We start from the raw sequence: 22,628 nt of genomic DNA on the forward strand, positions 1-22,628 counted from the left end.
CGGTTTCCGGGGTGCCCGGTGGGGTGGTTTGCCGTCTGCGGCAGCGTTGTGGCTGGGCGCGGAGTTCCCCGCGCTCCTTCGGTTTCCGGGGTGCCTGGTGGGGGTGTTTGCCGGGTGCGGCGCCGTTGTGGTTGGTCGCGCAGTTCCTCGCGCCCCTGCGGCGTGCGGGGTGCCTGGTGGGGTGGTTTGCCGTCTGCGGCGGCGTTGTGGCTGGGCGCGGAGTTCCCCGCGCTCCTGGGGCATCGCCCCTGCGGGGCGGGGGCGGGGTGCCCCTGGGGGTGCGTTCCCGTCTGAGGGTTCGCTGGGGTTGGTCGCGCAGGTCCTCGCGCCCCTTCGGCGACCGGGGTGCCCCGTGGGGTGGCTGGGTGTGGGGTGGGGGTGTCGGACCCGGGGGGTAGCGTCGGGAGGATGGACGGGCGAGGGCAGGCGGGGTGGCGGGCTGCGGGCATGGGGTGGCCCGGCGGGGAGGCCGTCATGGAGTGGATGCACATGGGAGCCGTTCCGGGGCGAGGGCGGACGAGCGGGCTCGGGCTGGGGGCGGATCTGGGGTTCCGGGTCGGCGACGACCGGCAGTGCCTGGGGGTGTGGCGGGCCGGCCGGCGGGTGCGGTGCCCGCAGGACCAGGCGCTGGCGCCGGAGGCGAAGTCCGGGTTGTGCGCGGCCTGCACCGCGCTCGACCGTTCCAGTTCCATCGCGGCCGACACCCGGCCCGACGACCCGCGGCCCTTCGCGGTGTACCTGGCCCACCACGGCACGACCGTGAAGGTCGGCATCACGGCGGTGGAGCGCGGCATCGCGCGACTGCGCGAACAGGGCGCGCTGGCCTCGCTGTTCCTGTCCTCGGGCACCCTGATGTCGGCGCGCCGCAGCGAGCACCTGCTCGGCGCCGCCCTCGGGCTGCCCGACCGGGTGTCCACCACGCGCAAGCGGGATGCGCGGCTGCGGCCCGGCACCGCGGACGGCCGCGCCGGCGAGCTGGACGCCCTCGCCGTCCGCGTCCGGGACCTGCCCGACTGGCCGCCGTCCGGCCAGCAGCCGCGTGAACCCCAGGTCAGCGACCACGCGGCGACGTACGGCCTGCCCGCGGACGGCATCCACCCGCGGGCCGCGATCGCCCCCCTGGCCCCCGGCACCACCGTCGCCGCGCGGATCGCCTGCCGCGTCGGCACCGACCTCTACCTCACCGCCCTCGACGCACCCGACGTCGCCCCCGTCCTCCTCGACACCCGCCTCCTGTCCGGCTGGACCCTCCACCCGACCCCGCCCGGCACCCCGTCCACGGCTCCCCTCATCCCCCTCGCGCCCCGCCAACAACACGACGTGGAACCGCTGTTCTGATGTTCTGAGCTTCACGGCCATGGGCGGCCGCGCGGTGACCGACGTCGACGGGTGGAGGACGTTCGGTCCTCCGCGGGCGCGGCGTGGGTTGGGCCGTGTCGGTCTGGCGTCGGCCGGCGAGGCGTCACCTCACGGACGTTCCCGGGCTCGGGCGGGGGCGTTGAGGTGGTGGAGGACGGAGGTCATGGCCTGGTGGACGGCGGCGCGGGTCTCGGGGGTGTGGTCGAGGGTTTCGAAGCCGTGGTGGGCCTGGGGGAGGTCGATCAGGTCGAGGGTGGCGGAGCAGTCCTCGGCCGCGGCGAGGAAGGCGTCGACGGTCGCGGCGATCTCCGGGTGTTCGAGGCCGGCGCGGGTCAGGACCAGGGGGAGCGGGCCGGCCGAGGGGAGAGCACGGACCGGGTGGAAACGGGTGCTGTCCAGGCCCCAGTTCGGCAGCGGCGCCAGGATGGGGTAGGTCAGGGCGACGCAGCGCAGCCACGGCGGGGGCGCGGCCAGCCAGTCCGCGCAGAGCACGCCGCCCGCGGACAGGAACCACAGCGCGATCCGGTCGCCGTCGACCCGTGGGTCGGCCCGCGCCAGGTCGACGGCCGCGGCGACGTCCTCGGCGGCCCGGCCGAGGGAGGACAGGTCCTGGAACCGGTGGTCCAGCGTCACCCCGACCGCGCCGAGCGAGGCCGCGTACCGGGCGTAGCCGAGGAAGGTCGGCGAGTCCCGCGGCGTGGGCCGCCGGTCCGCCGGGAGCGGGCCGCCGTGCACGAAGACGACGGCGGGCCGCGGTTCCGCCGCGTCCGGCAGATGGAGGTCCACCCGCCCCATCCGCTCGCGCGGGCACTCCGCCACGTCCAGCAGGAACGTCCGCGCCGGCATCGCGGTGCCGTTTCCTGTTCCGGCCCCCTCCGGCAGCGTGAGCCGCTGCCCGCCCCCGGCCGCCGCCTCGACGAGCACCGCGGCCAGCTCGTCCGGGCAAGACAGCATCGGCCAGTGCCCGGTCGCGAGGTCGAAGAACCGCACGTCGCGCTCGGCCAGCGCCAGGATCCGCGGATCGCCCATGCCGGCCAGCAGCTCGACCAGCCCGACGCTCGTCCCGTTCGCCGTGCACAGCAGCCCGGTCGACGGCAGCCCGGCCGCCGCCCCGGTCAGCCGCAGCGGCTGCGTCAGGGTGGCCGCCGGCTGCGGCACGGCCCGCTCCACCAGCAGCGCCGCGTCCTCGGCGGGGACGCCCGCCAGGCTTCCCCACCGGTGCAGGGCGCCCGGCGCGGGCGGCGCCACCACCTGACCGCCGCCCGGCGCCGACTCCTGCGGCGACTTGTGCAGCGACTCCTGAAGGGCCTGGTCGGGGACGAGGGCGAGCGGCGGGTCGCCGTCCTGGGGATTGCCGGCGTCGAGGTACACGACGCGCGCCACACGGCCGGGGTCGCGGTCGGCCGCGCCGAGCGCCGGGTGGATGCCGTAGCCGTGGCCGACCAGGACCACCTGGGCGGCGGGCGCGTGTGCGGCGACCGCGGCGACCGCGTCCCGCACCTCGCCGATGTGCGTCTCCAGGTCCGCGCCGGGCGCCGCGGACAGTTCCACGGGGTGGGCGACGGCCCCCGACTCCCGCAGCCGTTCGGCCAGGGCGCCCCACACCCAGGCACCGGTGTGGATCTCCGGGACCAGCACGAAGGCCGTCGGGGCCGCCGTTGTCGATGACGTCATGAGCGTCTCCTCGCACGCGGTGCCTCCGCGGACCGGCCGCCTCGGCCGTCCGCGCTCGCCGGTACCGTAGGAACTCCCCTTGAGGGAGGTTCAAGCCGTGGCCGCTGACGGGACGAACGACAGCACGAACGACCGCCTGAACGAGCGCAGGGGCGCGCGTACGCGCGAGAGCACGTGGAGCATCGGCGAACTCGCCGCGCAGGCCGGCGTGACCGTCAAGACGGTGCGCTTCTACTCGGACCTGGGCCTGCTCCCCGAGACGGCGCGCAGCGCGGGCGGCCACCGGCGGTACGGGCCCGAGGCGCTCGACCGGCTGACGATGATCCGCGCGCTGCGGGCCCTGGACCTGCCGGTCCCCGAGGTGCGGCGCGTCCTGGAGCGGGGGGACGGGACGCCGGGCGCCGGCCCGGCAGGCGGGTGGGACGACGGCGCGCCGGGCGGCGGTCTGGACAGCGCGCTGGAGGACGCGGTCGCGCGGCGCCTCGGCGAGGTGGGGTCCCAACTGGCCGCCCTGCGCTGGCGGGAGGCGGCCCTCCAACTGCTGCACGAGTGCCCGGCGGGCGAGCGCGCGGAACGGCTGCGGCTGGTCGCGGCCGTGTCCGCGCCGCCCAGCACCGCGGTGATCGCCCGCTTCTGGCGGCGCTGGCTGCCGCCGCGGCTCCCGTCGCCGGTGGTGTCGCTCGTCCTGGAGCGGTCGGTGCCGCAGATCCCGGCGGATCCGACGCCCGGGCAGGTGCTGGCGTTCGCCCGCCTGAACGCGATGACGCAGGGGGAGTGCACCGACGCGGACCGCGGGCAGCCCGCGGCCCACCGGCCCGGCCAGGGATTCCGGCCGGCCGTGCTCTACGGCGGGCTCGACGAGGCGTACGGGCTGGCTGCGCCGCACGTGCGGGCGGGGCGGGCGCCGCACCCCGGCGAGGCGCTCGACTGCTTCGTCGCCGCGTACGCCTCGGCCGGCGGGGTGCCGGACACGGCGGCGTTCCGGCGGCGGCTCGGGCCGGTCCTCGCGGCGGACCCGCGGATCGACCGCTACTGGGAGCTGGTCGCGGAGTTGTCGCCTCCGGCGCATACGACGCCGGGGGCGGCGCACGGCTGGCTTCTCGCTGCGCTCGGCTCTGTGGACGAGGTTGCTTGAGGCTCTGCGAGGGCTCGCCCTTGTGGGCTCGGGTTGCGCCGGCTTCCGGGCGGGCTCGCCCTTGTGGGCTCGGGTTGCGCTGGGGTCTCGCTGCGGGTGGGTTGTGGCTTGTCGCGCAGTTCCCCGCGCCCCTGGGTGGGTGCCCCTTGGGGGCGGTGGGTTGGTGCGGGTGCGTTGTGGTTGGGCGCGCAGTTCCCCGCGCCCCTGAGGAGGTGCCCCGGTTTGGCGGTGGGTTGCTTCCGGTGGGTTGTGGCTTGTCGCGCAGTTCCCCGCGCCCCTGGGTGGGTGCCCCTTGGGGGCGGTGGGTTGCTTCCGGTGGGTTGTGGTTGGGCGCGCGGTTCGTCGTGCCCCTGGGGTGGGTGGCCAGGGGGTGTCTGTGGGTGGGGGGCACATGTGGGGGGTGGTGGGGGTGGGGGTGGGGGACATCGCGGGGTGGGGTGGGGGGATTTACGCTGCCCGGGCGCGGGGCCGACGGAGGGTGGAGGCGGCGATGGGCATGGGCAGCGGGTCGGGTGGAGGGGCGTCCCGGAGATGGTGGGGGGCGGGGGCGGCCGCGCTGGCCGCCGTCGTGGCGGTGCTGGCGCCGGGCAGCGCACAGGCCGCACCGGCCGCACCTGCTTCCGCGGCGGCGCCCGCGGCGACCCTGTACACGGTGCCGCCCACGCCGGGCGCGCTGAGCCGGCACACCATCTCGGGGGTCTACGTCGCCGGGGTGTCCTCGGGCGGCTACATGGCGGGCCAGCTCCAAGTGGCCTACTCCCGCACGATCAAGGGCACCGCCGTTTTCGGAGCCGGCCCCTACTACTGCGCGCAGAACAACGCCGCCCAGGCGCTCTACGGGTGCGGCGACACCCTGTACCCGGACCACCTGGCCACGCTGGAGGCCGACGCCTCGCTGTGGTCGGCGTACGGCTGGACCGATCCGGTGGGCAACCTGTCAGGGCGGCCGGTGTACGTCTTCCACGGCGGCAACGACACCACGGTGAAGGCGCCGGTAAGCGACGACGGGGTGGCGTTCTACCGGCACTTCGGCGCGAACGTGACGTACGACAACGGCTCGCAGGCCGGCCACGGCTGGGTCACCCCGTACGGCACCTCGGACTGCACCGCCACCGCCTCGCCGTTCCTCGACAACTGCGGCACCGACCCGCAGAACGCCCTGCTGCGCACCCTGTTCGGTTCGGTCGCCGCGCCGGCTGCCGGCCCGCTCAGCGGGACCCTGGTCGCGTTCGGCCAGGACGGATACGCGGTGAACGGCTGGGCGAACGGCCTGAGCATGGACTCCACCGGCTTCGCCTACGTCCCCGCCGCGTGCACGCCCGGCCAGGCGTGCCGGCTGATGGTCGCGCTGCACGGCTGCGCGCAGGACTACAGCGACGTCGGCACCGCGTTCGTGGACCGCGCCAACCTCGACCAGTACGCCGACACCAACCACATGATCGTGCTGTACCCGCAGGCGATGCCGAGCGCCGCCAACCCGTACGGCTGCTGGGACTGGTGGGGCTACCTGGGGGGGACCGACTACCCGATCAAGGGCGGCGCCCAGATCGAGACCCTCATGAACATGGTCCACGCGCTGGGCGGTTGACGCCGCACGGCCGGCTCAGGCCCCCTCGTCGAGCAGCACTTCGATCAACTCCCGCTGCGCCTGCGTGAGCTGGGGGTCGGCGCAGTGGACCGTCCGGGAGTCGACGGTGATGTCGTAGCTGTAGCCGTCGGGGACGGGGGCCTGCGGGTAGCCGGGGGCCAGGGCCGCCTCGGCCAGCGCGTGGAGGTGGCCCGCGTCCGGCCGGCCGGTCGTGTCGATCGCGGCACGGCGGCTGATGCCGGCCAGGCCGCCGGAGCGGACCACCTCGATGCGCATCGGCTGCTCACGCCTCCTGGGTCTGCTCGCCCGGCTGCTGGCGGGGCACACCGCTGGTGCCCGCGGTGCCGCCGGCCGGGGTGACACCGACCTCCTGCCAGGCCGCGGCGACCGCCCGGGACTGCTCCCCTTCACCGTAGCGCGCGGTCGCCGCGGCGACCGTGGCCGCCGCGAAGTCCGCGAACTGGGCGTGCGCGGACAGCGATCCGCCGGTCAGCGTGTCGTACCAGACCTGTCCCGCCTGCTCCCAGGCGTGGCCGCCGAGGGCCGCCGCGGCCAGGTAGAACGCCCGGTTGGGGATGCCCGAGTTGATGTGGACGCCGCCGTTGTCCTGCGAGGTGGAGACGTAGCCGCTCATCGAGCCGGGCTGCGGGTCCTTGCCGAGGTTCGGGTCGTCGTAGGCGGTGCCCGGCGCCTTCATCGAGCGCAGCGCGTGGCCGTGCACCGAAGGGGCGAGCAGGCCGGCGCCGATCAGCCAGTCGGCCTGCTCGGCGGTCTGGCCGAGGGTGTACTGCTTGATCAGGCTGCCGAAGACGTCCGAGACGGACTCGTTGAGCGCGCCGGACTGGCCGAAGTAGTCGAGGTTGGCGCTGTACTGGGTGACGCCGTGGGTGAGTTCGTGGCCGATGACGTCCACCGGGATGGTGAAGTCCAGGAAGATCCGGCCGTCACCGTCGCCGAACACCATCTGCTCGCCGTTCCAGAAGGCGTTGTTGTAGTCCTTCAGGTAGTGGACGCTGGCGACCAGCGGCAGCCCCTGCCCGTCGACCGACCGGCGGCCGTACGCCTTCAGGTACGTCTCGAAGGTCGCCCCCAGGCCGTCGTAGGCCCGGTTGACGCTCGCGTCCTTCGACACCTTCGCGCCCTCGGTGCGGACGGTCGGCCCGGGCAGCGTGTCCTTGTGCTTCGCGTCGTGGATGGTGCGCTGCGGCGTGTCCGACCCGGCGGACGGCGGGCCGGCGGCGAGGTCGGCCCCGGTGGGGCCGATCACGGTGGTCAGCCGCCGGCGCGTGCGTTCGCGCGCGTCGTGCTCCAGGGTGCGGCGCGCGGCCTGGGACAGCGCGGCGTCACCGGAGCGGGCGAGGGTGTCGAGGACGTGCGGCGGCACGATCGTGCAGAAAACTCCCATGCGCGCAATGTGGCACTTTCCCTACGCACTGTCACGAGCTGGCGTCAAGATCCACGAAAAGGAGGGAATGATCACTGTTCGCGTGGACGGGCCCGGTTGATCCGGCTGTCTTGCATACTGAGAGGACACCCGCATCGGCTGGGTGATCGCACGGCGAGCGGCTATGGTCGGACCCATCATGCGTTTCGGGCTGCTTCTCCTTAGCTGCCGCGGCGAGGGCCTGTAGTCGTAGGCCGACCCCCTCCCCGCGGAGTTCGGCGTTTCCAGCCGTCGGCCGTCCCCAAGCGGACCCCCGAGGAGCCAGAGCCCCCATGACCACCCCGAACCGTGTCGGTCGCGCCACGCCCATCACCGCCGCGACCGTGCGCCAGCGCCCCACCGCGATGCCGATCCACAAGTACGGCCGGTACGAGCAGGTGGACATCCCCGACCGCACCTGGCCGAACGCCCGGATCACCCAGGCCCCCCGGTGGCTGTCGACCGACCTGCGGGACGGCAACCAGGCGCTGATCGACCCGATGTCGCCGGCCCGCAAGCGGGAGATGTTCGACCTGCTGGTGCGCATGGGCTACAAGGAGATCGAGGTCGGCTTCCCGTCGTCCGGCCAGACCGACTTCGACTTCGTCCGCTCCATCATCGAGCAGGACGCGATCCCCGAGGACGTGACGATCTCCGTCCTGACGCAGGCCCGCGAGGAGCTGATCGAGCGGACCGTGGAGTCGCTGCGCGGCGCGCGGCGGGCCACCGTGCACCTGTACAACGCCACCGCCCCGGTCTTCCGCCGGGTGGTCTTCCGCGGCAGCCGCGACCAGGTGAAGCAGATCGCGGTGGACGGCACCCGGCTGGTGATGGAGTACGCCGACAAGATCCTCGACGACGAGACGGTCTTCGGCTACCAGTACAGCCCGGAGATCTTCACCGACACCGAGCTGGACTTCGCCCTGGAGGTCTGCGAGGGCGTGATGGACGTCTGGCAGCCCGAGGAGGGCCGCGAGATCATCCTCAACCTGCCCGCCACGGTGGAGCGTTCCACGCCCTCCACGCACGCCGACCGGTTCGAGTGGATGTCCCGCAACCTGTCGCGGCGGGAGTACGTGTGCCTGTCGGTGCACCCGCACAACGACCGCGGCACCGCGGTGGCCGCCGCCGAGCTGGCGATCATGGCCGGTGCGGACCGGATCGAGGGCTGCCTGTTCGGCCAGGGCGAGCGCACCGGCAACGTCGACCTGGTCACCCTGGGCATGAACCTGTTCAGCCAGGGCGTGGACCCGCAGATCGACTTCTCGGAGATCGACGAGATCCGTCGCACCGCCGAGTACTGCAACCAGATGGAGGTCCACCCGCGCCACCCCTACGCGGGCGACCTGGTCTACACCGCCTTCTCCGGCTCCCACCAGGACGCCATCAAGAAGGGCTTCGAGGCGATGGAGGCCGACGCGGCCGCCGCCGGTAAGACCGTCGACGAGATCGAGTGGGCGGTGCCGTACCTGCCCATCGACCCCAAGGACGTGGGCCGCTCCTACGAGGCCGTGATCCGCGTCAACTCGCAGTCCGGCAAGGGCGGCATCGCCTACGTGCTGAAGAACGACCACAAGCTGGACCTGCCGCGCCGGATGCAGATCGAGTTCTCCCGGATCATCCAGGCCAAGACCGACACCGAGGGCGGCGAGGTCACGCCCGCGCAGATCTGGTCGGTGTTCCAGGACGAGTACCTGCCCACCCCGGAGAACCCGTGGGGCCGGATCACGCTGCGCTCGGCGCAGGCGTCGACGTCCAGCGACGGCACCGACGCGCTCACGGTCGAGGCCGTGGTGGACGGCGCGGAGACCACCCTGACCGGTACCGGCAACGGACCGATCTCGGCGTTCTTCGACGCGCTGGCCGCTGTCGGCGTGGACGCCCGGCTGCTGGACTACTCCGAGCACACGCTGAGCGAGGGCGCGTCCGCGCAGGCCGCCTCCTACATCGAGTGCGCCATCGACGGACGGGTGCTGTGGGGCATCGGCATCGACCCCAACACCACCCGCGCCTCCCTGAAGGCGGTCGTCTCCGCCGTCAACCGCGCGTTCCGCTGATCCCCCTCCAGCGGCGCTGATCCTCCCGGCCGCCGCGTTCCCGGTGCAGGCAGGCACGGGCGAGGACCGGCCGGCAAGCGGCGGGCCCGCGCCCCGCGATTGCCGCCCGATCCGGCGAATTGCCCCCGTACGCGGTACTGACCAGGTGCCAGATGTGTGGCTAACATCACGGCTGTACGGCACCGTTGCCGGGGCGTTTCGCGCGCGTGCGGCCACAGGCAGGGTGCGTACCGGGACGAAGCCGGCCGGAGGGTGCAGCGTGATGAAGCTGGGGCTGTGTATCTGGGGAGTGCGCACCGCATGGCGCACCGAGGACGACGGCGAGTTCTACTGCCCCGACTGCGGCGGCGACCGCGCCTACCACCGCAGAACCGGCACCCGCAGGCTGACCGTGCTCAACGTGCCGCTGCTCACCCGCGGCCCGGCCGGCACCGTCATCGAGTGCACCGCCTGCCACCGGCAGTTCGGCGCCGAGGTGCTGCTGCGGCCCACCACTACCCGCTTCTCCGCGATGCTCAGGGACGCGGTGCACACCATCGCCCTCGCCGTGCTCACCGCCGGCGGCGCGTCCGGGCGGGCGGCCCGCGAGGCCGCGGTCGGCGCGGTCCGCTCGGCAGGGTTCAGCGACTGCACCGAGGACCAGCTGCTCGGGCTGCTCGCGGCGATCGTCGCCGACGAGGGCCGGTTCCGCCGCTCCGAGGAGCTGGGCCCCGACTCGTTCGCCGAGGCCGTCGACGGCTGCGGCAGCTGGCTGTCCATCGAGCTGCACGAGGCCCTCGAACCGCTGGCCGACCACCTGCTCACCCAGGGCCGCGAGCGGGTCCTGCTGCAGGGCGCGCACATCGCCCTCGCCGACGGCCCCTACCTGCCCGCCGAGCGCGAGGTGCTGGAGGCCATCGGCCGCTGCCTGTCGCTGCACACCGACGAGATCGACCGGCTCCTGACCGCCGCCGCGGCCACCGCTTCCTGACCCGCGGCAGGTCCGGCCCCGCTACTCCCCGGGGATTACCCCGCACCCGGTGAGCCCCCCGGAGTAGCGCGCTTCTCGGCCGTCCGCGCGACGCGAACGCCCCGCGCGCGACGGGACGCTGGTGGACATCCCACCAGCCGATCCCGAGGAGCCCAGCGATGCGGGCCGAGCCGACCTCCGCACCCTCCCCGACCCCACCCACCCCGCCGACGCCCCTTTCGGCAGGCACCGGACGCACCCGCCGCGCCCTGCCCTGGGCGGTGATCGCCCTGTGGATCGTCGTCCTCGCCGTCTCCGGCGTGTTCGCCGGGAAGCTCAGCGGGGTCAAGCACGACGACGCCGTCGACTACCTGCCGGCCAGCGCCCAGTCGACCCAGGTCGCCAGGATCCAGCAGGCGATGCCGGGCGGCGGCTCCACCGACCTGGTGCTGGTCTACCGCCGCGCGGGCGGGCTGACCGCGGCCGACCGCGCCGCCGTGCAGCAGCAGACCGACGCGCTGCGCGCCGCCTTCCCCGTCGTGGGCGCGGCCCCGCACACCGTCACCGCCGCCGACGGCCGCACCGCGATGGTGCCGGTCGCCATCGCGCAGAACGCGGGCAAACCCGAGGACGTCGTCAAGAAGGTCCGCACGCAGCTCGCGGACGGCCGGCCGGACGGCCTGACCGTGCTCGTCGGCGGGCCCGGCGGCGCCCAGGCCGACGCCAGGGAGGTGTTCGGCAGCGTCGACGGCCCGCTGCTGATGGCCACCGCGGGCGTCGTCGCCCTGCTGCTGATCCTCACCTACCGCAGCCCGTTCCTGTGGCTGGTGCCGCTGGGCGTCGTCGGCGTCGCCGCGGGCACGTCGATGGCCGTCGCCTACGGGCTCGTCGAGGGCTTCGGGCTGACCGTCTCCAGCATGAGCTCGTCCGTGATGACCGTGCTCATCTTCGGCGCCGGCACCGACTACGCGCTGCTGCTCATCTCCCGGTACCGCGACGAACTGCGGCACACCGCCGATCCGTACCAGGCGATGGCCACGGCGCTGCGCCGGGTGGGACCCGCCGTGCTCACCTCGGCGGCGACCGTCGTCGCCGGGCTGCTGTGCCTGCTCGCCGCCGACCTCAACAGCAGCAGCGGCCTGGGCCCGGCGGGCGCCGTCGGCATCGTGTGCGCGCTCGCCGCGATGACCACGCTGCTGCCCGCCGTGCTGGTGCTGCTCGGCCGCCGGGTGTTCTGGCCGCTGATCCCCGCGTACGGGGCCGAGCCGCGCACCGGGCGCGGGCTGTACCGCAGGATCGGCGAACTCGTCACCCGGCGGCCCGTGGTGGTGCTGGTCGCGTCCATGGCGGCGGTCGGCGCCCTCGCCCTGGGCATCGGCAACCTGCCCGGCTCGCTGCGCCAGGACGACACGTTCACCAGCACGCCCGACTCGGTCGCCGCGGGCCGGATCCTGCAGAACGCGTTCCCCGACCACAGCACCCAGGCGGTCACCGTCGTGGTGCCCACCGCGAAGGCCGCGGCGGCCGAGACCGCGGTACGCGGCACCGCGGGCGTCGCGAGCACCGCGCCGGGCCGGACCGGCGGCGGATGGAGCGAGATCTCCGTCTACCCGGCGGCCGCACCGGACAGCCCCGCGGAGCACGACACCATCCGCCGGCTGCGGGCCGCCACCGCCCCCGAGCACGGGCTGGTCGGCGGGACCAGCGCGCAGCGGCTGGACACCGCGACCACCTCGTCGCGCGACCGGAACCTCGTGGTCCCGCTGGTGATCGGCGCGGTGTTCCTGCTGCTGGCCGCGCTGCTGCGCAGCCTGATTGCGCCGCTGCTGCTGACCGCGGCGACGGTCGCGGTCTGGGGCGCCGCGCTCGGCATCGGCGGGCTGCTGTTCGGGCCCGTCCTGGGCCTGAAGGGCATGGACCCGGGACTGCCGCTGCTCACCTTCGTCTTCCTGGTCGCGCTCGGCGTGGACTACGGCATCTTCCTGATGCACCGGATGCGGGAGGAGACGGTACGCGGGGCCGAGCCGCGGAAGGCCATCGTCACGTCGCTGGACGCCACCGGCGGGGTGATCGCGTCCGCGGGCATCGTGCTCGCGGCGACGTTCAGCGTCCTGACGTCGATGCCGCTGGTGATGATGGTCGAGATGGGGTCGGTGATCGCGCTCGGCGTGCTGCTGGACACGTTCGTCGTCAGGACGTTCCTGGTGCCCGGGGCTGCGGCGCTGCTGGGGCGGCGGGTGTGGTGGGCACCCTGGAAGGCCGGGCGGCGCGGGGTCGATGGCTCTGCGCCTGCCGTGGAGGTGGAACCCGTGCGGGTCGGCTCCCGCTGAGGCGGGGGTTCGGGGTGCGGGGCCCCGCGGGGCGGCGGAAGTCGGGGTGCGGCCCCGTGGGCGGCGGGAGTTCGGGGTGCGACTTGTGCGTGGGGCGCCCCCGGCCGCGGGGGTGCGGGGATCGTCGGCGGGCGGCCGCCGGGGGGAGTGCGGCGGGCTGCGCCCGCCGGGGGTTCCCACCCGCACCACCCGTGCGGGTTTCGTCGTCGGGTGCGGGTGGCCCCCGTGGGGGTACGGAAATCGTCGGCGGCTGCCGGTCTTGGGAGAGGGGGTGAGGGAAAGGGTGGGTGTCGCGCAGGATGGGGGCGTGCTGGTGCATCGGGTGGGGCGGCGCGGGCCGCGGGTGGGGCGCGGGGACCTGGCGGTCGCCGGGCTGGTGCTGGCGATCCAGGTGCCGCTGGCGCTGCTGCTGCCGCAGGCGTCCGGGAGCCACCGGCCGAACCTGGTGGGGTGGCTGCTCCTGGTGGCCAGTGCCGTCGTCCTGGTGTGGCGGCGGCGCGCCCCGATGTGGTGCCTGGCCGGGATGGTCCTGGCCGTGGGGCCGTACCACTACCTGCAGAACATCCAGCAGGCGCCGATCCTCTCCAGCATGGTCGCGCTGTTCGCCCTGGCCGTCGCCGGGCCGCCGCGCCGCACGTTCGTCATCGTGCCGACCGTCGTCCTCACCATGGCCGCGGTGATGTCGGCCATCGACAAGCCCAACGCCGGCCCCGAGATGCTCAAGAGCGCGGGCTGGGTTTTCGCGGTGGCCATCGCGGGCGAGGGCCTGCGGCTGCACCGCAACTACGTGGCCGCGATCAAGGAGCGCGCCGAGCGGGCCGAACGCACCCGCGAGGAGGAGGCCGCCCGCCGGGTCGCGGAGGAGCGGCTGCGGATCGCCCGCGACCTGCACGACCTGCTCGCCCACAGCATCACCCTGATCGGCGTCCAGACGTCCGTGGCCGCGCACATCCTGGTCGCGGACCCGGAACGGCTGGACCGCACCGCCGTCGCCGCCGCGCTGGACGCCATCGCCGAGACCTGCCGCGAGGCCCGCGCCGAACTGCGCACCACGCTGCGGGTGCTGCGCGCCGACGGGGACGGACCGCTGCCGGACCTCGCCGGCATCCCGTCCCTCACGCAGGCCGCCGAGGTCGCCGGCGCCCGCGTGGACCTGACCCTCGACCTCGGCGCGGAACCGGTGCCGCCTGCGGTCGGCGCGGCCGCCTACCGGATCGTGCAGGAGTCGCTGACGAACGCGCTGCGGCACGCGGGCGGCGCGGAGCCGCTCATCACCGTCCGGGTCAGCCGGGTCGGCCCGGGCCTGCGCCTGGAGGTCACCGACGACGGGTGCCGGTCCGGTCGGGTGCCCGCGCAGCGCCCGGACGGCGCCGGGAAGGACGCCCCGCGGCCCGAGGGCGCCCGAACTCCGGCCGCCCGGCCCGACGGCCCGCCGGCCGGCGCCGCGGCGCCGCAGGGCGCACGTACCGACGGCGCCCTGCCCGACGGCAGCCGCGGCGACGCCACCCGCGACGGCAACCGGGCCGACGGCCCCGGCATCGGCTTCGGGATCGCGGGGATGCGCGAGCGCGCCCGCAGCGTCGGCGGCACCCTCACCGCGGGACCCCGCCGGGACGGCCCCGGGTTCGCCGTCACCGCGGACCTGCCGTTCACGGCCGATCGCGCCGCCGCCGCGCCCGCCACACCCGCACCCGCAGTACCCGCGGCACCCGCCGCCACGGAACCCGCGGCGGCCGGGCCCCCGGCCGCCGGCGCCGTGCCGTCCCTCCCCGCCGACCCCGAGACCCACGGAGAACCGCGATGACCTCGACGCCGCAGCCGATCCGGGTGCTGCTCGCCGACGACCAGACGCTGGTGCGGGCCGCGTTCGCGATGCTCGTGGAGTCCGCGCGCGACATGGAGGTGGTCGGGCAGGCGGGCAACGGGCTGGAGGCCATCGCGCTGGCCCGCACCGAGCGCGCCGACGTGATCGTGATGGACGTCCGGATGCCCGAGCTGGACGGCATCGAGGCCACCCGCAGGATCGCCGCGGACGACGACCTGGCCGGCGTCCGCATCCTGGTGCTGACCACCTACGACGACGACGAGAACGTGCTGGCGGCGCTGCGCGCGGGCGCGTCCGGCTTCCTGGTGAAGGACACCCGGCCCGCGGAGCTGCTGGACGCCATCCGCACCGTGGCGGCCGGCGACGCGCTGCTCTCGCCCGGCCCCACCGCCCGGCTGATCGCCCGGGTGCTGCGGCTGCCCGACCGGCCGCCGTCCGGTGCCCCCGCCCCGGCCGGACTGGCCTGCCTGTCCGAGCGGGAGCGCGAGGTGCTGACGATGGTGGCCCGCGGCCTGAACAACGCCGAGACCGGCGAGGCACTGGGCCTGAGCCCGCTCACCGCCAAGACCCACGTCAGCCGGATCATGGGCAAGCTCGGCGCCCGCGACCGGGCCCAACTGGTCATCGCCGCCTACGAGTCGGGGCTGGTGGAGCCGAGCACGGACCGCCGGCCCCGCTGATCGGGCGCCCCCGGCCCCCTCGATCCGGCGCCCCGGCCCTCGCGACCGCCGCGGTACGCGAGAATGGACCGCATGAGCCTGTTCCGCGACGACGGCATCGTGCTGCGCACCCAGAAGCTGGGTGAGGCGGACCGGATCATCACGCTGCTCACCCGGCGCAACGGCCGGGTGCGGGCGGTGGCCCGGGGCGTGCGCCGCACCAAGTCGAAGTTCGGGGCGCGGCTGGAGCCGTTCAGCCATGTCGACGTGCAGTTCTTCGCACGCGGCGGGGACCTGGTCGGCCGCGGGCTCCCGCTGTGCACGCAGGGCGAGACCATCGCGCCGTACGGCAGCGGCATCGTCTGCGACTACGAGCGGTACACCGCGGGCACCGCGATGCTGGAGACCGCCGAGCGGTTCACCGACCACGAGGGCGAGCCGGCCGTGCAGCAGTACCTGCTGCTGGTCGGCGGGCTGCGCACGCTGGCGGCCGGCGCGCACGAGCCGCGGCTGGTGCTGGACGCCTTCCTGCTGCGCTCGCTCGCCGTCAACGGCTACGCGCCCAGCTTCGACGACTGCGCGAAGTGCGGAATGGCCGGCCCGAACCGGTTCTTTTCGGTCGGCGCGGGAGGAGTCGTCTGCGGTGACTGCCGGGTGCCCGGAAGCGTCGTACCCTCCAGGGAGGCACTGGAGCTGCTCGGCGCGCTGCTGGGCGGCGACTGGGAGACCGCGGACGCCTGCGAGCCGCGCCACTGCCGCGAGGGCAGCGGGCTGGTCGCGGCCTACCTGCAGTGGCACCTGGAACGCGGACTGCGCTCGCTGCGGTTCGTCGAGAAGTAGTCCATACCCGTCAGGAGAAGCTCGACCATGGCACGTCGCGGGATTCTGGCCCGTACCCGACCCTCGTACCGGACGCCCGACCCGCACCCCTCCGGCGCGCGACCGCCCAAGATCCCCGGCGAGCTGGTGCCCAAGCACGTCGCCGTCGTCATGGACGGCAACGGGCGCTGGGCCAAGGAGCGCGGGCTGCCCCGCACCGAGGGCCACAAGGTCGGCGAGGGCGTCGTGCTCGACGTGCTCAAGGGCTGCTTGGAGATCGGGGTGAAGAACCTGTCGCTGTACGCGTTCTCCACCGAGAACTGGAAGCGCTCGCCGGACGAGGTGCGCTTCCTGATGAACTTCAACCGGGACGTCATCCGCCGCCGCCGCGACGAGATGAACGAGCTGGGCATCCGCATCCGCTGGGTCGGCCGGATGCCGAAGATGTGGAAGTCCGTGGTCCAGGAGCTCCAGGTCGCCCAGGAGCAGACCGTGGACAACGACGCGATGACCCTGTACTTCTGCGTGAACTACGGCGGCCGGGCCGAGATCGCCGACGCCGCGCAGGCCATCGCGCGCGACGTGGCGAACGGCCGGCTCGACCCGTCGAAGGTCAACGAGAAGACGTTCGCGAAGTACCTGTACTACCCGGACATGCCGGATGTCGACCTGTTCCTGCGGCCCAGCGGCGAGCAGCGCACCTCCAACTACCTGATCTGGCAGAGCAGTTACGCCGAGATGGTGTTCCAGGACGTGCTGTGGCCGGACTTCGACCGGCGCGACCTGTGGCGGGCCTGCCTGGAGTACGCCCGGCGGGACCGCCGCTTCGGCGGCGCGCTCCCGAACGCCGAGGAAGCGGCGGCGGAGGCGGCCGAAGCCGCCCGGCGGGCCGGCTGAGGCTACCGCTGGGCGGGCGCCGCGCAGTCCGCGCAGGTCCCGAAGATCTCCACGGTGTGCGCCACGTCGACGAAGCCGTTCTCCGCGGCGACCGCGTCCGCCCAGCTCTCGACGGCCGGCCCCGCCACCTCGACGGCCTTGCCGCACGCGCGGCAGACCAGATGGTGGTGGTGGCCGCCGCCCGAGCAGCGGCGGTAGACCGACTCGCCCTCGCCGGTGCGCAGCACGTCGATCTCACCCGCGTCGGCCAGCGACTGCAGGGTGCGGTAGACCGTCGTCAGCCCGACGGAGTCACCGCGGTGCTTGAGAATGTCGTGCAGGTCCTGGGCGCTGCGGAACTCGTCGACCTCGTCGAGGGCGGCCGCGACCGCCGCCCGCTGCCGCGTGGAACGGCCGGCCACGGAATGCTTGGCGGTGCTCACCGTGATCTCCTCATGGTTGTCATTGTGCCAGGGGTGCGGGCCCGATCCGAGCGCCTGCACCGGCTCGGGGAGCCGGTCCCCGGGCGCGGGACCGACCCACCCTGATGTACATGATAGTCGTTTTCATTTCTTCTCTTCCTTGCTGATGGCGGAACGGATTTGATAAGCGCCCCGCACCCGCCGGTAATCTGGGACAACTGACCGCTTCGTCGTACTGAAGAGAGCACCGTGGCCGCCGACAAGATCGACACCATCGTCAGCCTGAGCAAGCGCCGTGGCTTCGTATTCCCGAGCAGCGAGATCTACGGCGGCTCCAAGGCCGCCTGGGACTACGGCCCGCTCGGCGTGGAGCTCAAGGAGAACATCAAGCGCCAGTGGTGGCGTGCCATGGTCACCTCGCGCGACGACGTGGTGGGCATCGACTCGTCGGTGATCCTCGCCCCCGAGGTGTGGGTCGCCTCCGGCCACGTGGCGACCTTCTCCGACCCGCTCACCGAGTGCACCTCCTGCCACAAGCGCTTCCGCGCCGACCACCTGGAGGAGGCGTACGAGGCCAAGCACGGCCGGCCGCCGGCCAACGGCCTCGCCGACATCAACTGCCCGAACTGCGGCACCAAGGGCGCCTTCACCGAGCCCAAGCAGTTCTCCGGCATGCTGCAGACCCACCTCGGCCCGACCCAGGACGCCGGCTCCGCGGCCTACCTGCGGCCCGAGACCGCCCAGGGCATCTTCGTGAACTTCGCCCAGGTGCAGACCACCTCCCGCAAGAAGCCGCCGTTCGGCATCGCCCAGATGGGCAAGTCGTTCCGCAACGAGATCACGCCCGGCAACTTCATCTTCCGGACCCGCGAGTTCGAGCAGATGGAGATGGAGTTCTTCGTCAAGCCGGGCGAGGACGAGAAGTGGCACGAGTACTGGATGCAGGAGCGCTGGAACTGGTACACGGACCTCGGCCTGCGCGAGGAGAACATCCGCTGGTACGAGCACGCCGCGGAGAAGCGCTCGCACTACTCCAAGCGGACCGTGGACATCGAGTACCGCTTCAACTTCGGCGGCCAGGAGTTCAGCGAGCTGGAGGGCCTCGCCAACCGCACGGACTTCGACCTGTCCTCGCACGCCAAGGCGTCCGGCCAGGACCTGTCCTACTTCGACCAGGAGGCCGGCGAGCGCTGGTTCCCGTACGTCATCGAGCCGGCGGCCGGCGTCAACCGCGCCATGCTCGCCTTCATGCTCGACGCGTACAACGAGGACGAGGCGCCGAACGCCAAGGGCGTGCTGGAGAAGCGCACCGTGATGCGGCTCGACCCGCGGCTGGCCCCGGTCAAGGTGGCCGTGCTGCCGCTGTCCCGCAACCCGGAGCTGTCGCCGAAGGCCAAGGGCCTGGCCGCCGCGCTGCGCTCGCACTGGAACATCGAGTTCGACGACGCCGGTGCGATCGGCCGTCGCTACCGCCGCCAGGACGAGATCGGCACGCCGTTCTGCGTCACCGTCGACTTCGACACCCTCGAGGACAACGCGGTCACCGTCCGCGAGCGGGACTCCATGAAGCAGGAGCGCGTGTCGCTGGACCAGGTCGAGGGCTACCTCGGCTCCCGGCTGCTCGGCTGCTAGCCGCACCCCACGGCATCACCGGAGCCCGGCGGGGGTCACCCTGCCGGGCTCCGTCGCATCCGGCGCGCCCCGCTGTCCGCACGACGGGGTGCGCCCCGTCAGGGGCGCGGGGAACTGCGCGCTCAGCCAGCGCGGCGCCGCACTCCGCCACCGTCCCGAAGGGGCGGTTCGGTCCGTCCCGGACCACCTGCCGGTGGCCGGTTGCTCGCGCAGTTCCCCGCGCCCCTTGGGGGTGCGACTCGCCGTCGCAAAAGCCCGCCACCGGCGTGGCTGGGCGCGCAGTTCCCCGCGCCCCTGCGGGGCGACCCGCCGTCGCAAGGGCGCGCCAGCGTGCATCAGGGCTGGTCGCCGCGGGAAGCGGTGGAGCGGACGGCGAGGACCGCGCAGACGGCGGCCAGGGGGAGTTCCGCGGTGCCGGCCATGACGAGGGCGACGGTGAGATCGCCGCCGGTGGACGTCGCGACGTCGAACCACGCGTCGACCACCAGCAGCATCGCGGTGGCAGCGCCGGCCGCGACCCGCAGCGGGTGCCGGCGCAGGGCGAGCAGCCCGGTGGTGATCAGACCGGCCGCCTCCATCGCGTCCAGGCCCACCCAGGCCGCCATCCAGTGCGGGGCGGTCGCCGTGGCCGGCAGCGTCAGCGCCAGCACCACGAGCCACGGCACGAGGGCGGTGCCGCAGGCGACGAGGGCGTAGGCGGGCCAGCGCCGCGGACGCTCGCGCGCCCGCATCCCGGATGGTGCGTCGTGGAACACCGGCAGCTCGATCACTTCCGCCACGTGCGGCGCGGACACGTCGCCGACAGACATCGCCCATCTCCTTCCGGTCCCCGCCATGAGGGGACAACGCCCGGCTGCCGTCGACTCTTCCGCCCCCGGGGTGTGAGCGCAGTAACGCGCGATGCCGGTTTGGGGTGCAGACAACTGCACCCCAGAGCCGCGGAGTACGCCCCGCGGTCGGCCCGCGCCTGGCGGGAGACCGCGTACCTGCGGTCCGCGCACGCTGTGGGTGGTGGGGGCGGCGGTGACCGACGTGGTGGTGGCGCTGCTGTGCGGGAGCCAGGCGTGGGCGTCGTCAACCGGCATGCGCAGACGCGGACGTACTCGCTGCCGCACCCGGTGCGGACGGTGGAGGTGTGCGGGGTCGGCGGACCCCGGCGCGTCCGGTGTGCTGAACCTGTCCGCCGGCTCGGGCAGGGTCAGCGCCCCCTGCGCGTGAGCCGGCGGCCGGTCCCGCGGGCGTTCAGCGCTCGCTGTCCAGGTGGGCCATCTGCCCGGCGTCGTAGCGGGTGCCGGACACCGCGCCGGCCGGCACCGCCTCCTCGACGGCGGCCAGGTCCGCTTCGTCCAGGGTGACGTCGAGCGCCCCGAGTGACTCGGCGAGCCGGTCCCTGCGGCGGGCGCCGATCAGCGGCACGATGTCCTCGCCGCGGGACAGCACCCAGGCGATGGCCGCCTGCGCGACCGTGACGCCCCGGCCGTCCGCGACCTTGCGCAGGGCGTCGACCAGAGCCAGGTTGCGGTCCAGGTTGTCACCGGAGAAGCGGGGGTTGCGGCTGCGGAAGTCACCGGCTTCTGTGCTGCGTTCACGCGTCCAGTGGCCGCTGAGCAGCCCCCGGGACAGCACCCCGTACGCGGTGACGCCGATGCCCAGCTCGCGTGCGGTGGGCAGGATCTCGTCCTCGATGCCGCGGGAGAACAGGCTGTACTCGATCTGCAGGTCGCTGATCGGGGCGGCGGACGCGGCGCGGCGCAGGGTGTCCGCGCCGACCTCGGACAGCCCGATGTGGCGGACCCGCCCGGCCTGTACCTCCTCGGCGATCGCGCCCACGGTCTCCTCGATCGGCACGGCGGGGTCGACCCGGGCGATCCGGTAGACGTCGACGTGGTCGGTGCCGAGCCGGTTGAGGGAGTAGGCGAGGAACGTCTTCACCGCGGCGGGCCGGCCGTCGTAGCCGTACCAGGCGCCCTCGGCGTCGCGCAGGGCGCCGAACTTGACGCTGATCGCGACCTGGTCGCGGCTGCCGGGACGGGCACGCAGCGCGTCGCGGACGAGCAGCTCGTTCAGGCCCATGGCGTAGAAGTCGCCGGTGTCCAGCAGGGTGACGCCGGCGTCCAGCGCGGCGTGGATGGTGGCGATCGACTCGGCGTCGTCGGCCGCGCCGTACACCGCCGACATGCCCATGCAGCCCAGGCCGATCGCCGAGACGGACGGTCCGGTCCTGCCGAGGGTTCGGGTGCGCATCGAGGTCTCCTTCTCGCGGGGGCACGGCGTTTTTCACCCTCGCACACGGGCCTGTGGATATCCGCGAACGCCGGGCGCACGCCGCCTCCTTCGCGTCGTCGCCCGGCGTCCGTCACGTCACGCTGCCGCCCGCCGCGGCCACCGTGGCCGTCACTTCACGTCGCGCGGCAGCCGCAGCGTCAGCGCGGTGGTCAGCACGACCGCACCGAGCTGGGCGAGCAGCGCCCACACCAGGGCGTCGCGCACCCCCACCGACGAGGACAGCGTCAGGAAGAGCGTGCCGAGCGTCGCCACGCCGAGCGCCAGGCTCGACTGCTGGGTGGTGGCCATCGCGCCGCCGCCCACACCGGCCTGCGCCGGGGGCACCTCGCTGAGCACGATCCGGAAGATCACCGGCAGCACGAAGCCCTGGCCGAAGCCGGCGAGCGCCATGCCCGGCGCCAGCGCCCAGATGCCCAGGTGCGGCCAGCCCCAGAAGAACGTCCCGGCCAGCACCAGCAGGCCCACGCCCTGGATCGCCGAACCGCCGGTCACCGTCCCGCGGCCGAACCGCGCGACCGCCCGCGGGCCCAGCAGCGACGCGGCGAAGAACGCCGCGCACAGCGGGACCAGGGCCGCGCCGGCGGCCAGCGCACCGAAGTGCAGGCCGTCCTGCATGGCCACCGCGAGCACGAACATGAAGCCGCCGAAGCCCAGGCAGAACGGGACGATCAGCAGCAGGCCGCTGCGGACGCTGTGCAGGCGCAGCAGCGACGGCGGCAGCAGCGGGTTGCCGCCGGTGCGCTCGCCGCGCATCTCCACCGCGACGAACGCCGCGGCCAGCAGCGGCGAGACCGCCAGCAGCAGCCACGACCACAGCGGCCAGCCGGCCGCGCGGCCCTCGGTGAGGGGAAGCAGCAGGGTGATCAGCGTCGCGCCGAGCAGCAGGGTGCCGGGCCGGTCGATGCGGGCCGGGTGCGGCGAGCGCGTCTCGGGCACCGCCTTGAGGGCGAGCACCAGCGCCACCGCGGCGACCGGCACGTTCACCAGGAAGATCGCACGCCAGCCGCTGCCGGCGATGTCGGCCGAGACCAGCAGGCCGCCGAGCACCTGGCCGACGACGCTGGCCACGCCCGCGGTCGCGCCGTAGTAGCTGAGCGCCTTGCCGCGGCGGCTGCCGGAGGTGGCCGCCTGGATGGTGGCCAGCGCCTGCGGCAGCAGCAGCGCGGAGGCCGCGCCCTGGGCGACGCGCGCGCCCACCAGGGTCCAGGCGTTGGGGGCGATGCCGCAGGCCAGCGAGGTCAGGGCGAAGGCCGCCAGGCCCCACAGGAAGAGGGTCCTGCGGCCGAACATGTCGCCCAGCCGGCCGCCGAGCACCAGCAGGACGGCATACGCGACGCCGTAGCCGGCGACGACCATCTCCAGCACCGCGGGGCCGGCGTTCAGATCGCGGTCGATGGTGGGCAGGGCGACGTTGACGATGAAGAAGTCGACCATCGGCAGGGCGGCGCCCAGCAGGACGGTCAGCAGCCCGAGGGCGCCGAGGGCCGGGGCGGCGGGGGACGGGCTCGTCCGGGCGGGGGCGCCGATGCGGGTCACGCGGGGCAGCACCTGAGCCCGGGACGTCATGGTCTGTTCCATTCGGTCGTTCACCTGG

Annotated in this window: 18 protein-coding genes; 11 read left to right on the forward strand and 7 right to left on the reverse strand. The window is 74.0% G+C overall.

The window, feature by feature from the left end:
* Window positions 1-474 precede the first annotated feature (474 nt).
* Complete coding sequence (locus tag ACH4TG_RS00940) at window positions 475-1,338, forward strand: DUF2797 domain-containing protein (protein ID WP_398239458.1); 864 nt, start codon at window positions 475-477, stop codon at window positions 1,336-1,338.
* 129 nt (window positions 1,339-1,467) lie between these two features.
* Here ACH4TG_RS00940 and ACH4TG_RS00945 read toward each other — a convergent pair whose 3' ends face one another.
* Window positions 1,468-3,033 (reverse strand): alpha/beta hydrolase family protein, encoded by a 1,566-nt coding sequence (locus ACH4TG_RS00945; RefSeq protein WP_398239460.1) that lies wholly within the window; start codon window positions 3,031-3,033, stop codon window positions 1,468-1,470.
* 136 nt (window positions 3,034-3,169) lie between these two features.
* On the opposite strand from ACH4TG_RS00945, the gene ACH4TG_RS00950 reads away from it, so the two are divergent.
* Both ACH4TG_RS00950 and ACH4TG_RS00955 read left to right on the forward strand, forming a co-directional pair.
* Window positions 3,170-4,168 (forward strand): MerR family transcriptional regulator, encoded by a 999-nt coding sequence (locus ACH4TG_RS00950; RefSeq protein WP_398240437.1) that lies wholly within the window; start codon window positions 3,170-3,172, stop codon window positions 4,166-4,168.
* Between the two features lie 490 nt (window positions 4,169-4,658).
* Window positions 4,659-5,756 carry a hypothetical protein gene (locus ACH4TG_RS00955; RefSeq protein WP_398239461.1) on the forward strand — a complete coding sequence of 366 codons (1,098 nt, stop codon included), beginning with the start codon at window positions 4,659-4,661 and terminating at the stop codon, window positions 5,754-5,756.
* Window positions 5,757-5,771: 15 nt separating this feature from the next.
* Here ACH4TG_RS00955 and ACH4TG_RS00960 read toward each other — a convergent pair whose 3' ends face one another.
* Window positions 5,772-6,032, reverse strand: coding sequence for a protealysin inhibitor emfourin (locus ACH4TG_RS00960; protein WP_398239463.1), 261 nt, complete (start codon window positions 6,030-6,032; stop codon window positions 5,772-5,774).
* Window positions 6,033-6,039: 7 nt separating this feature from the next.
* A complete protein-coding gene (locus ACH4TG_RS00965; protein WP_398239465.1) occupies window positions 6,040-7,161 on the reverse strand; it encodes a M4 family metallopeptidase in 1,122 nt (373 codons plus the stop codon).
* A 311-nt stretch (window positions 7,162-7,472) separates the two neighbouring features.
* Here ACH4TG_RS00965 and leuA point away from each other — a divergent pair, with 311 nt between their 5' ends.
* The 7 genes from leuA to ACH4TG_RS01000 all read left to right on the forward strand — a co-directional run bounded on the left by leuA (window position 7,473) and on the right by ACH4TG_RS01000 (window position 16,715).
* Window positions 7,473-9,236 (forward strand): 2-isopropylmalate synthase, encoded by a 1,764-nt coding sequence (leuA, locus tag ACH4TG_RS00970; protein ID WP_398239466.1) that lies wholly within the window; start codon window positions 7,473-7,475, stop codon window positions 9,234-9,236.
* Window positions 9,237-9,498: 262 nt separating this feature from the next.
* On the forward strand, window positions 9,499-10,206 hold the full coding sequence (locus tag ACH4TG_RS00975) for a TerB family tellurite resistance protein (RefSeq protein WP_398239468.1): 708 nt from the start codon (window positions 9,499-9,501) through the stop codon (window positions 10,204-10,206).
* A 158-nt stretch (window positions 10,207-10,364) separates the two neighbouring features.
* Window positions 10,365-12,515, forward strand: coding sequence for an MMPL family transporter (locus ACH4TG_RS00980; RefSeq protein WP_398239470.1), 2,151 nt, complete (start codon window positions 10,365-10,367; stop codon window positions 12,513-12,515).
* A gap of 307 nt (window positions 12,516-12,822) precedes the next feature.
* Window positions 12,823-14,319: a sensor histidine kinase gene (locus tag ACH4TG_RS00985; RefSeq protein ID WP_398239472.1), complete on the forward strand. Its 1,497-nt coding sequence runs from the start codon at window positions 12,823-12,825 to the stop codon at window positions 14,317-14,319.
* The gene (locus ACH4TG_RS00990) at window positions 14,316-15,020 is read left to right on the forward strand and encodes a response regulator (RefSeq protein ID WP_398239474.1); all 705 of its coding nucleotides are present in this window, start codon (window positions 14,316-14,318) and stop codon (window positions 15,018-15,020) included. The genes ACH4TG_RS00985 and ACH4TG_RS00990 overlap by 4 nt, the downstream gene beginning before the upstream one ends.
* 72 nt (window positions 15,021-15,092) lie before the next feature.
* Entirely contained in the window at window positions 15,093-15,839 is a 747-nt protein-coding gene (recO, locus tag ACH4TG_RS00995) for a DNA repair protein RecO (RefSeq protein WP_398239476.1), read from the forward strand.
* A 27-nt stretch (window positions 15,840-15,866) separates the two neighbouring features.
* Window positions 15,867-16,715 (forward strand): isoprenyl transferase, encoded by an 849-nt coding sequence (locus tag ACH4TG_RS01000; RefSeq protein WP_398239477.1) that lies wholly within the window; start codon window positions 15,867-15,869, stop codon window positions 16,713-16,715.
* Between the two features lie 2 nt (window positions 16,716-16,717).
* On the opposite strand, the gene ACH4TG_RS01005 is transcribed toward ACH4TG_RS01000, so the two are convergent.
* The gene (locus tag ACH4TG_RS01005) at window positions 16,718-17,137 is read right to left on the reverse strand and encodes a Fur family transcriptional regulator (protein ID WP_398239479.1); all 420 of its coding nucleotides are present in this window, start codon (window positions 17,135-17,137) and stop codon (window positions 16,718-16,720) included.
* Window positions 17,138-17,365: 228 nt separating this feature from the next.
* On the opposite strand from ACH4TG_RS01005, the gene ACH4TG_RS01010 reads away from it, so the two are divergent.
* Complete coding sequence (locus tag ACH4TG_RS01010) at window positions 17,366-18,748, forward strand: glycine--tRNA ligase (protein WP_398239481.1); 1,383 nt, start codon at window positions 17,366-17,368, stop codon at window positions 18,746-18,748.
* Window positions 18,749-19,083: 335 nt separating this feature from the next.
* On the opposite strand, the gene ACH4TG_RS01015 is transcribed toward ACH4TG_RS01010, so the two are convergent.
* From ACH4TG_RS01015 to ACH4TG_RS01025, 3 genes are all read right to left on the reverse strand, one after another.
* Window positions 19,084-19,557, reverse strand: coding sequence for a hypothetical protein (locus ACH4TG_RS01015; protein WP_398239483.1), 474 nt, complete (start codon window positions 19,555-19,557; stop codon window positions 19,084-19,086).
* A 433-nt stretch (window positions 19,558-19,990) separates the two neighbouring features.
* A complete protein-coding gene (locus ACH4TG_RS01020; protein WP_398239485.1) occupies window positions 19,991-20,992 on the reverse strand; it encodes an aldo/keto reductase in 1,002 nt (333 codons plus the stop codon).
* Window positions 20,993-21,142: 150 nt separating this feature from the next.
* Window positions 21,143-22,600, reverse strand: a complete 1,458-nt coding sequence (locus ACH4TG_RS01025; protein ID WP_398239487.1) for an MFS transporter — start codon at window positions 22,598-22,600, stop codon at window positions 21,143-21,145.
* Window positions 22,601-22,628 lie beyond the last annotated feature (28 nt).

The sequence above is a fragment of the Streptomyces sp. NPDC020917 genome (assembly GCF_044333795.1).
Classification (GTDB): domain Bacteria; phylum Actinomycetota; class Actinomycetes; order Streptomycetales; family Streptomycetaceae; genus Actinacidiphila.

Excerpts from the sequence above, each read along its gene's own strand:
- ACH4TG_RS00940 (WP_398239458.1), top strand. The coding sequence starts at position 475 with ATGGAGTGGATGCACATGGGAGCCGTTCCGGGGCGAGGGCGGACGAGC.
- ACH4TG_RS00945 (WP_398239460.1), bottom strand. The coding sequence starts at position 3,033 with ATGACGTCATCGACAACGGCGGCCCCGACGGCCTTCGTGCTGGTCCCG.
- ACH4TG_RS00955 (WP_398239461.1), top strand. The coding sequence starts at position 4,659 with ATGGGCATGGGCAGCGGGTCGGGTGGAGGGGCGTCCCGGAGATGGTGG.
- ACH4TG_RS00960 (WP_398239463.1), bottom strand. The coding sequence starts at position 6,032 with ATGCGCATCGAGGTGGTCCGCTCCGGCGGCCTGGCCGGCATCAGCCGC.
- ACH4TG_RS00965 (WP_398239465.1), bottom strand. The coding sequence starts at position 7,161 with ATGGGAGTTTTCTGCACGATCGTGCCGCCGCACGTCCTCGACACCCTC.
- leuA (WP_398239466.1), top strand. The coding sequence starts at position 7,473 with ATGACCACCCCGAACCGTGTCGGTCGCGCCACGCCCATCACCGCCGCG.
- ACH4TG_RS00975 (WP_398239468.1), top strand. The coding sequence starts at position 9,499 with ATGAAGCTGGGGCTGTGTATCTGGGGAGTGCGCACCGCATGGCGCACC.
- ACH4TG_RS00980 (WP_398239470.1), top strand. The coding sequence starts at position 10,365 with ATGCGGGCCGAGCCGACCTCCGCACCCTCCCCGACCCCACCCACCCCG.
- ACH4TG_RS00990 (WP_398239474.1), top strand. The coding sequence starts at position 14,316 with ATGACCTCGACGCCGCAGCCGATCCGGGTGCTGCTCGCCGACGACCAG.
- recO (WP_398239476.1), top strand. The coding sequence starts at position 15,093 with ATGAGCCTGTTCCGCGACGACGGCATCGTGCTGCGCACCCAGAAGCTG.
- ACH4TG_RS01000 (WP_398239477.1), top strand. The coding sequence starts at position 15,867 with ATGGCACGTCGCGGGATTCTGGCCCGTACCCGACCCTCGTACCGGACG.
- ACH4TG_RS01015 (WP_398239483.1), bottom strand. The coding sequence starts at position 19,557 with ATGTCTGTCGGCGACGTGTCCGCGCCGCACGTGGCGGAAGTGATCGAG.
- ACH4TG_RS01020 (WP_398239485.1), bottom strand. The coding sequence starts at position 20,992 with ATGCGCACCCGAACCCTCGGCAGGACCGGACCGTCCGTCTCGGCGATC.
- ACH4TG_RS01025 (WP_398239487.1), bottom strand. The coding sequence starts at position 22,600 with ATGACGTCCCGGGCTCAGGTGCTGCCCCGCGTGACCCGCATCGGCGCC.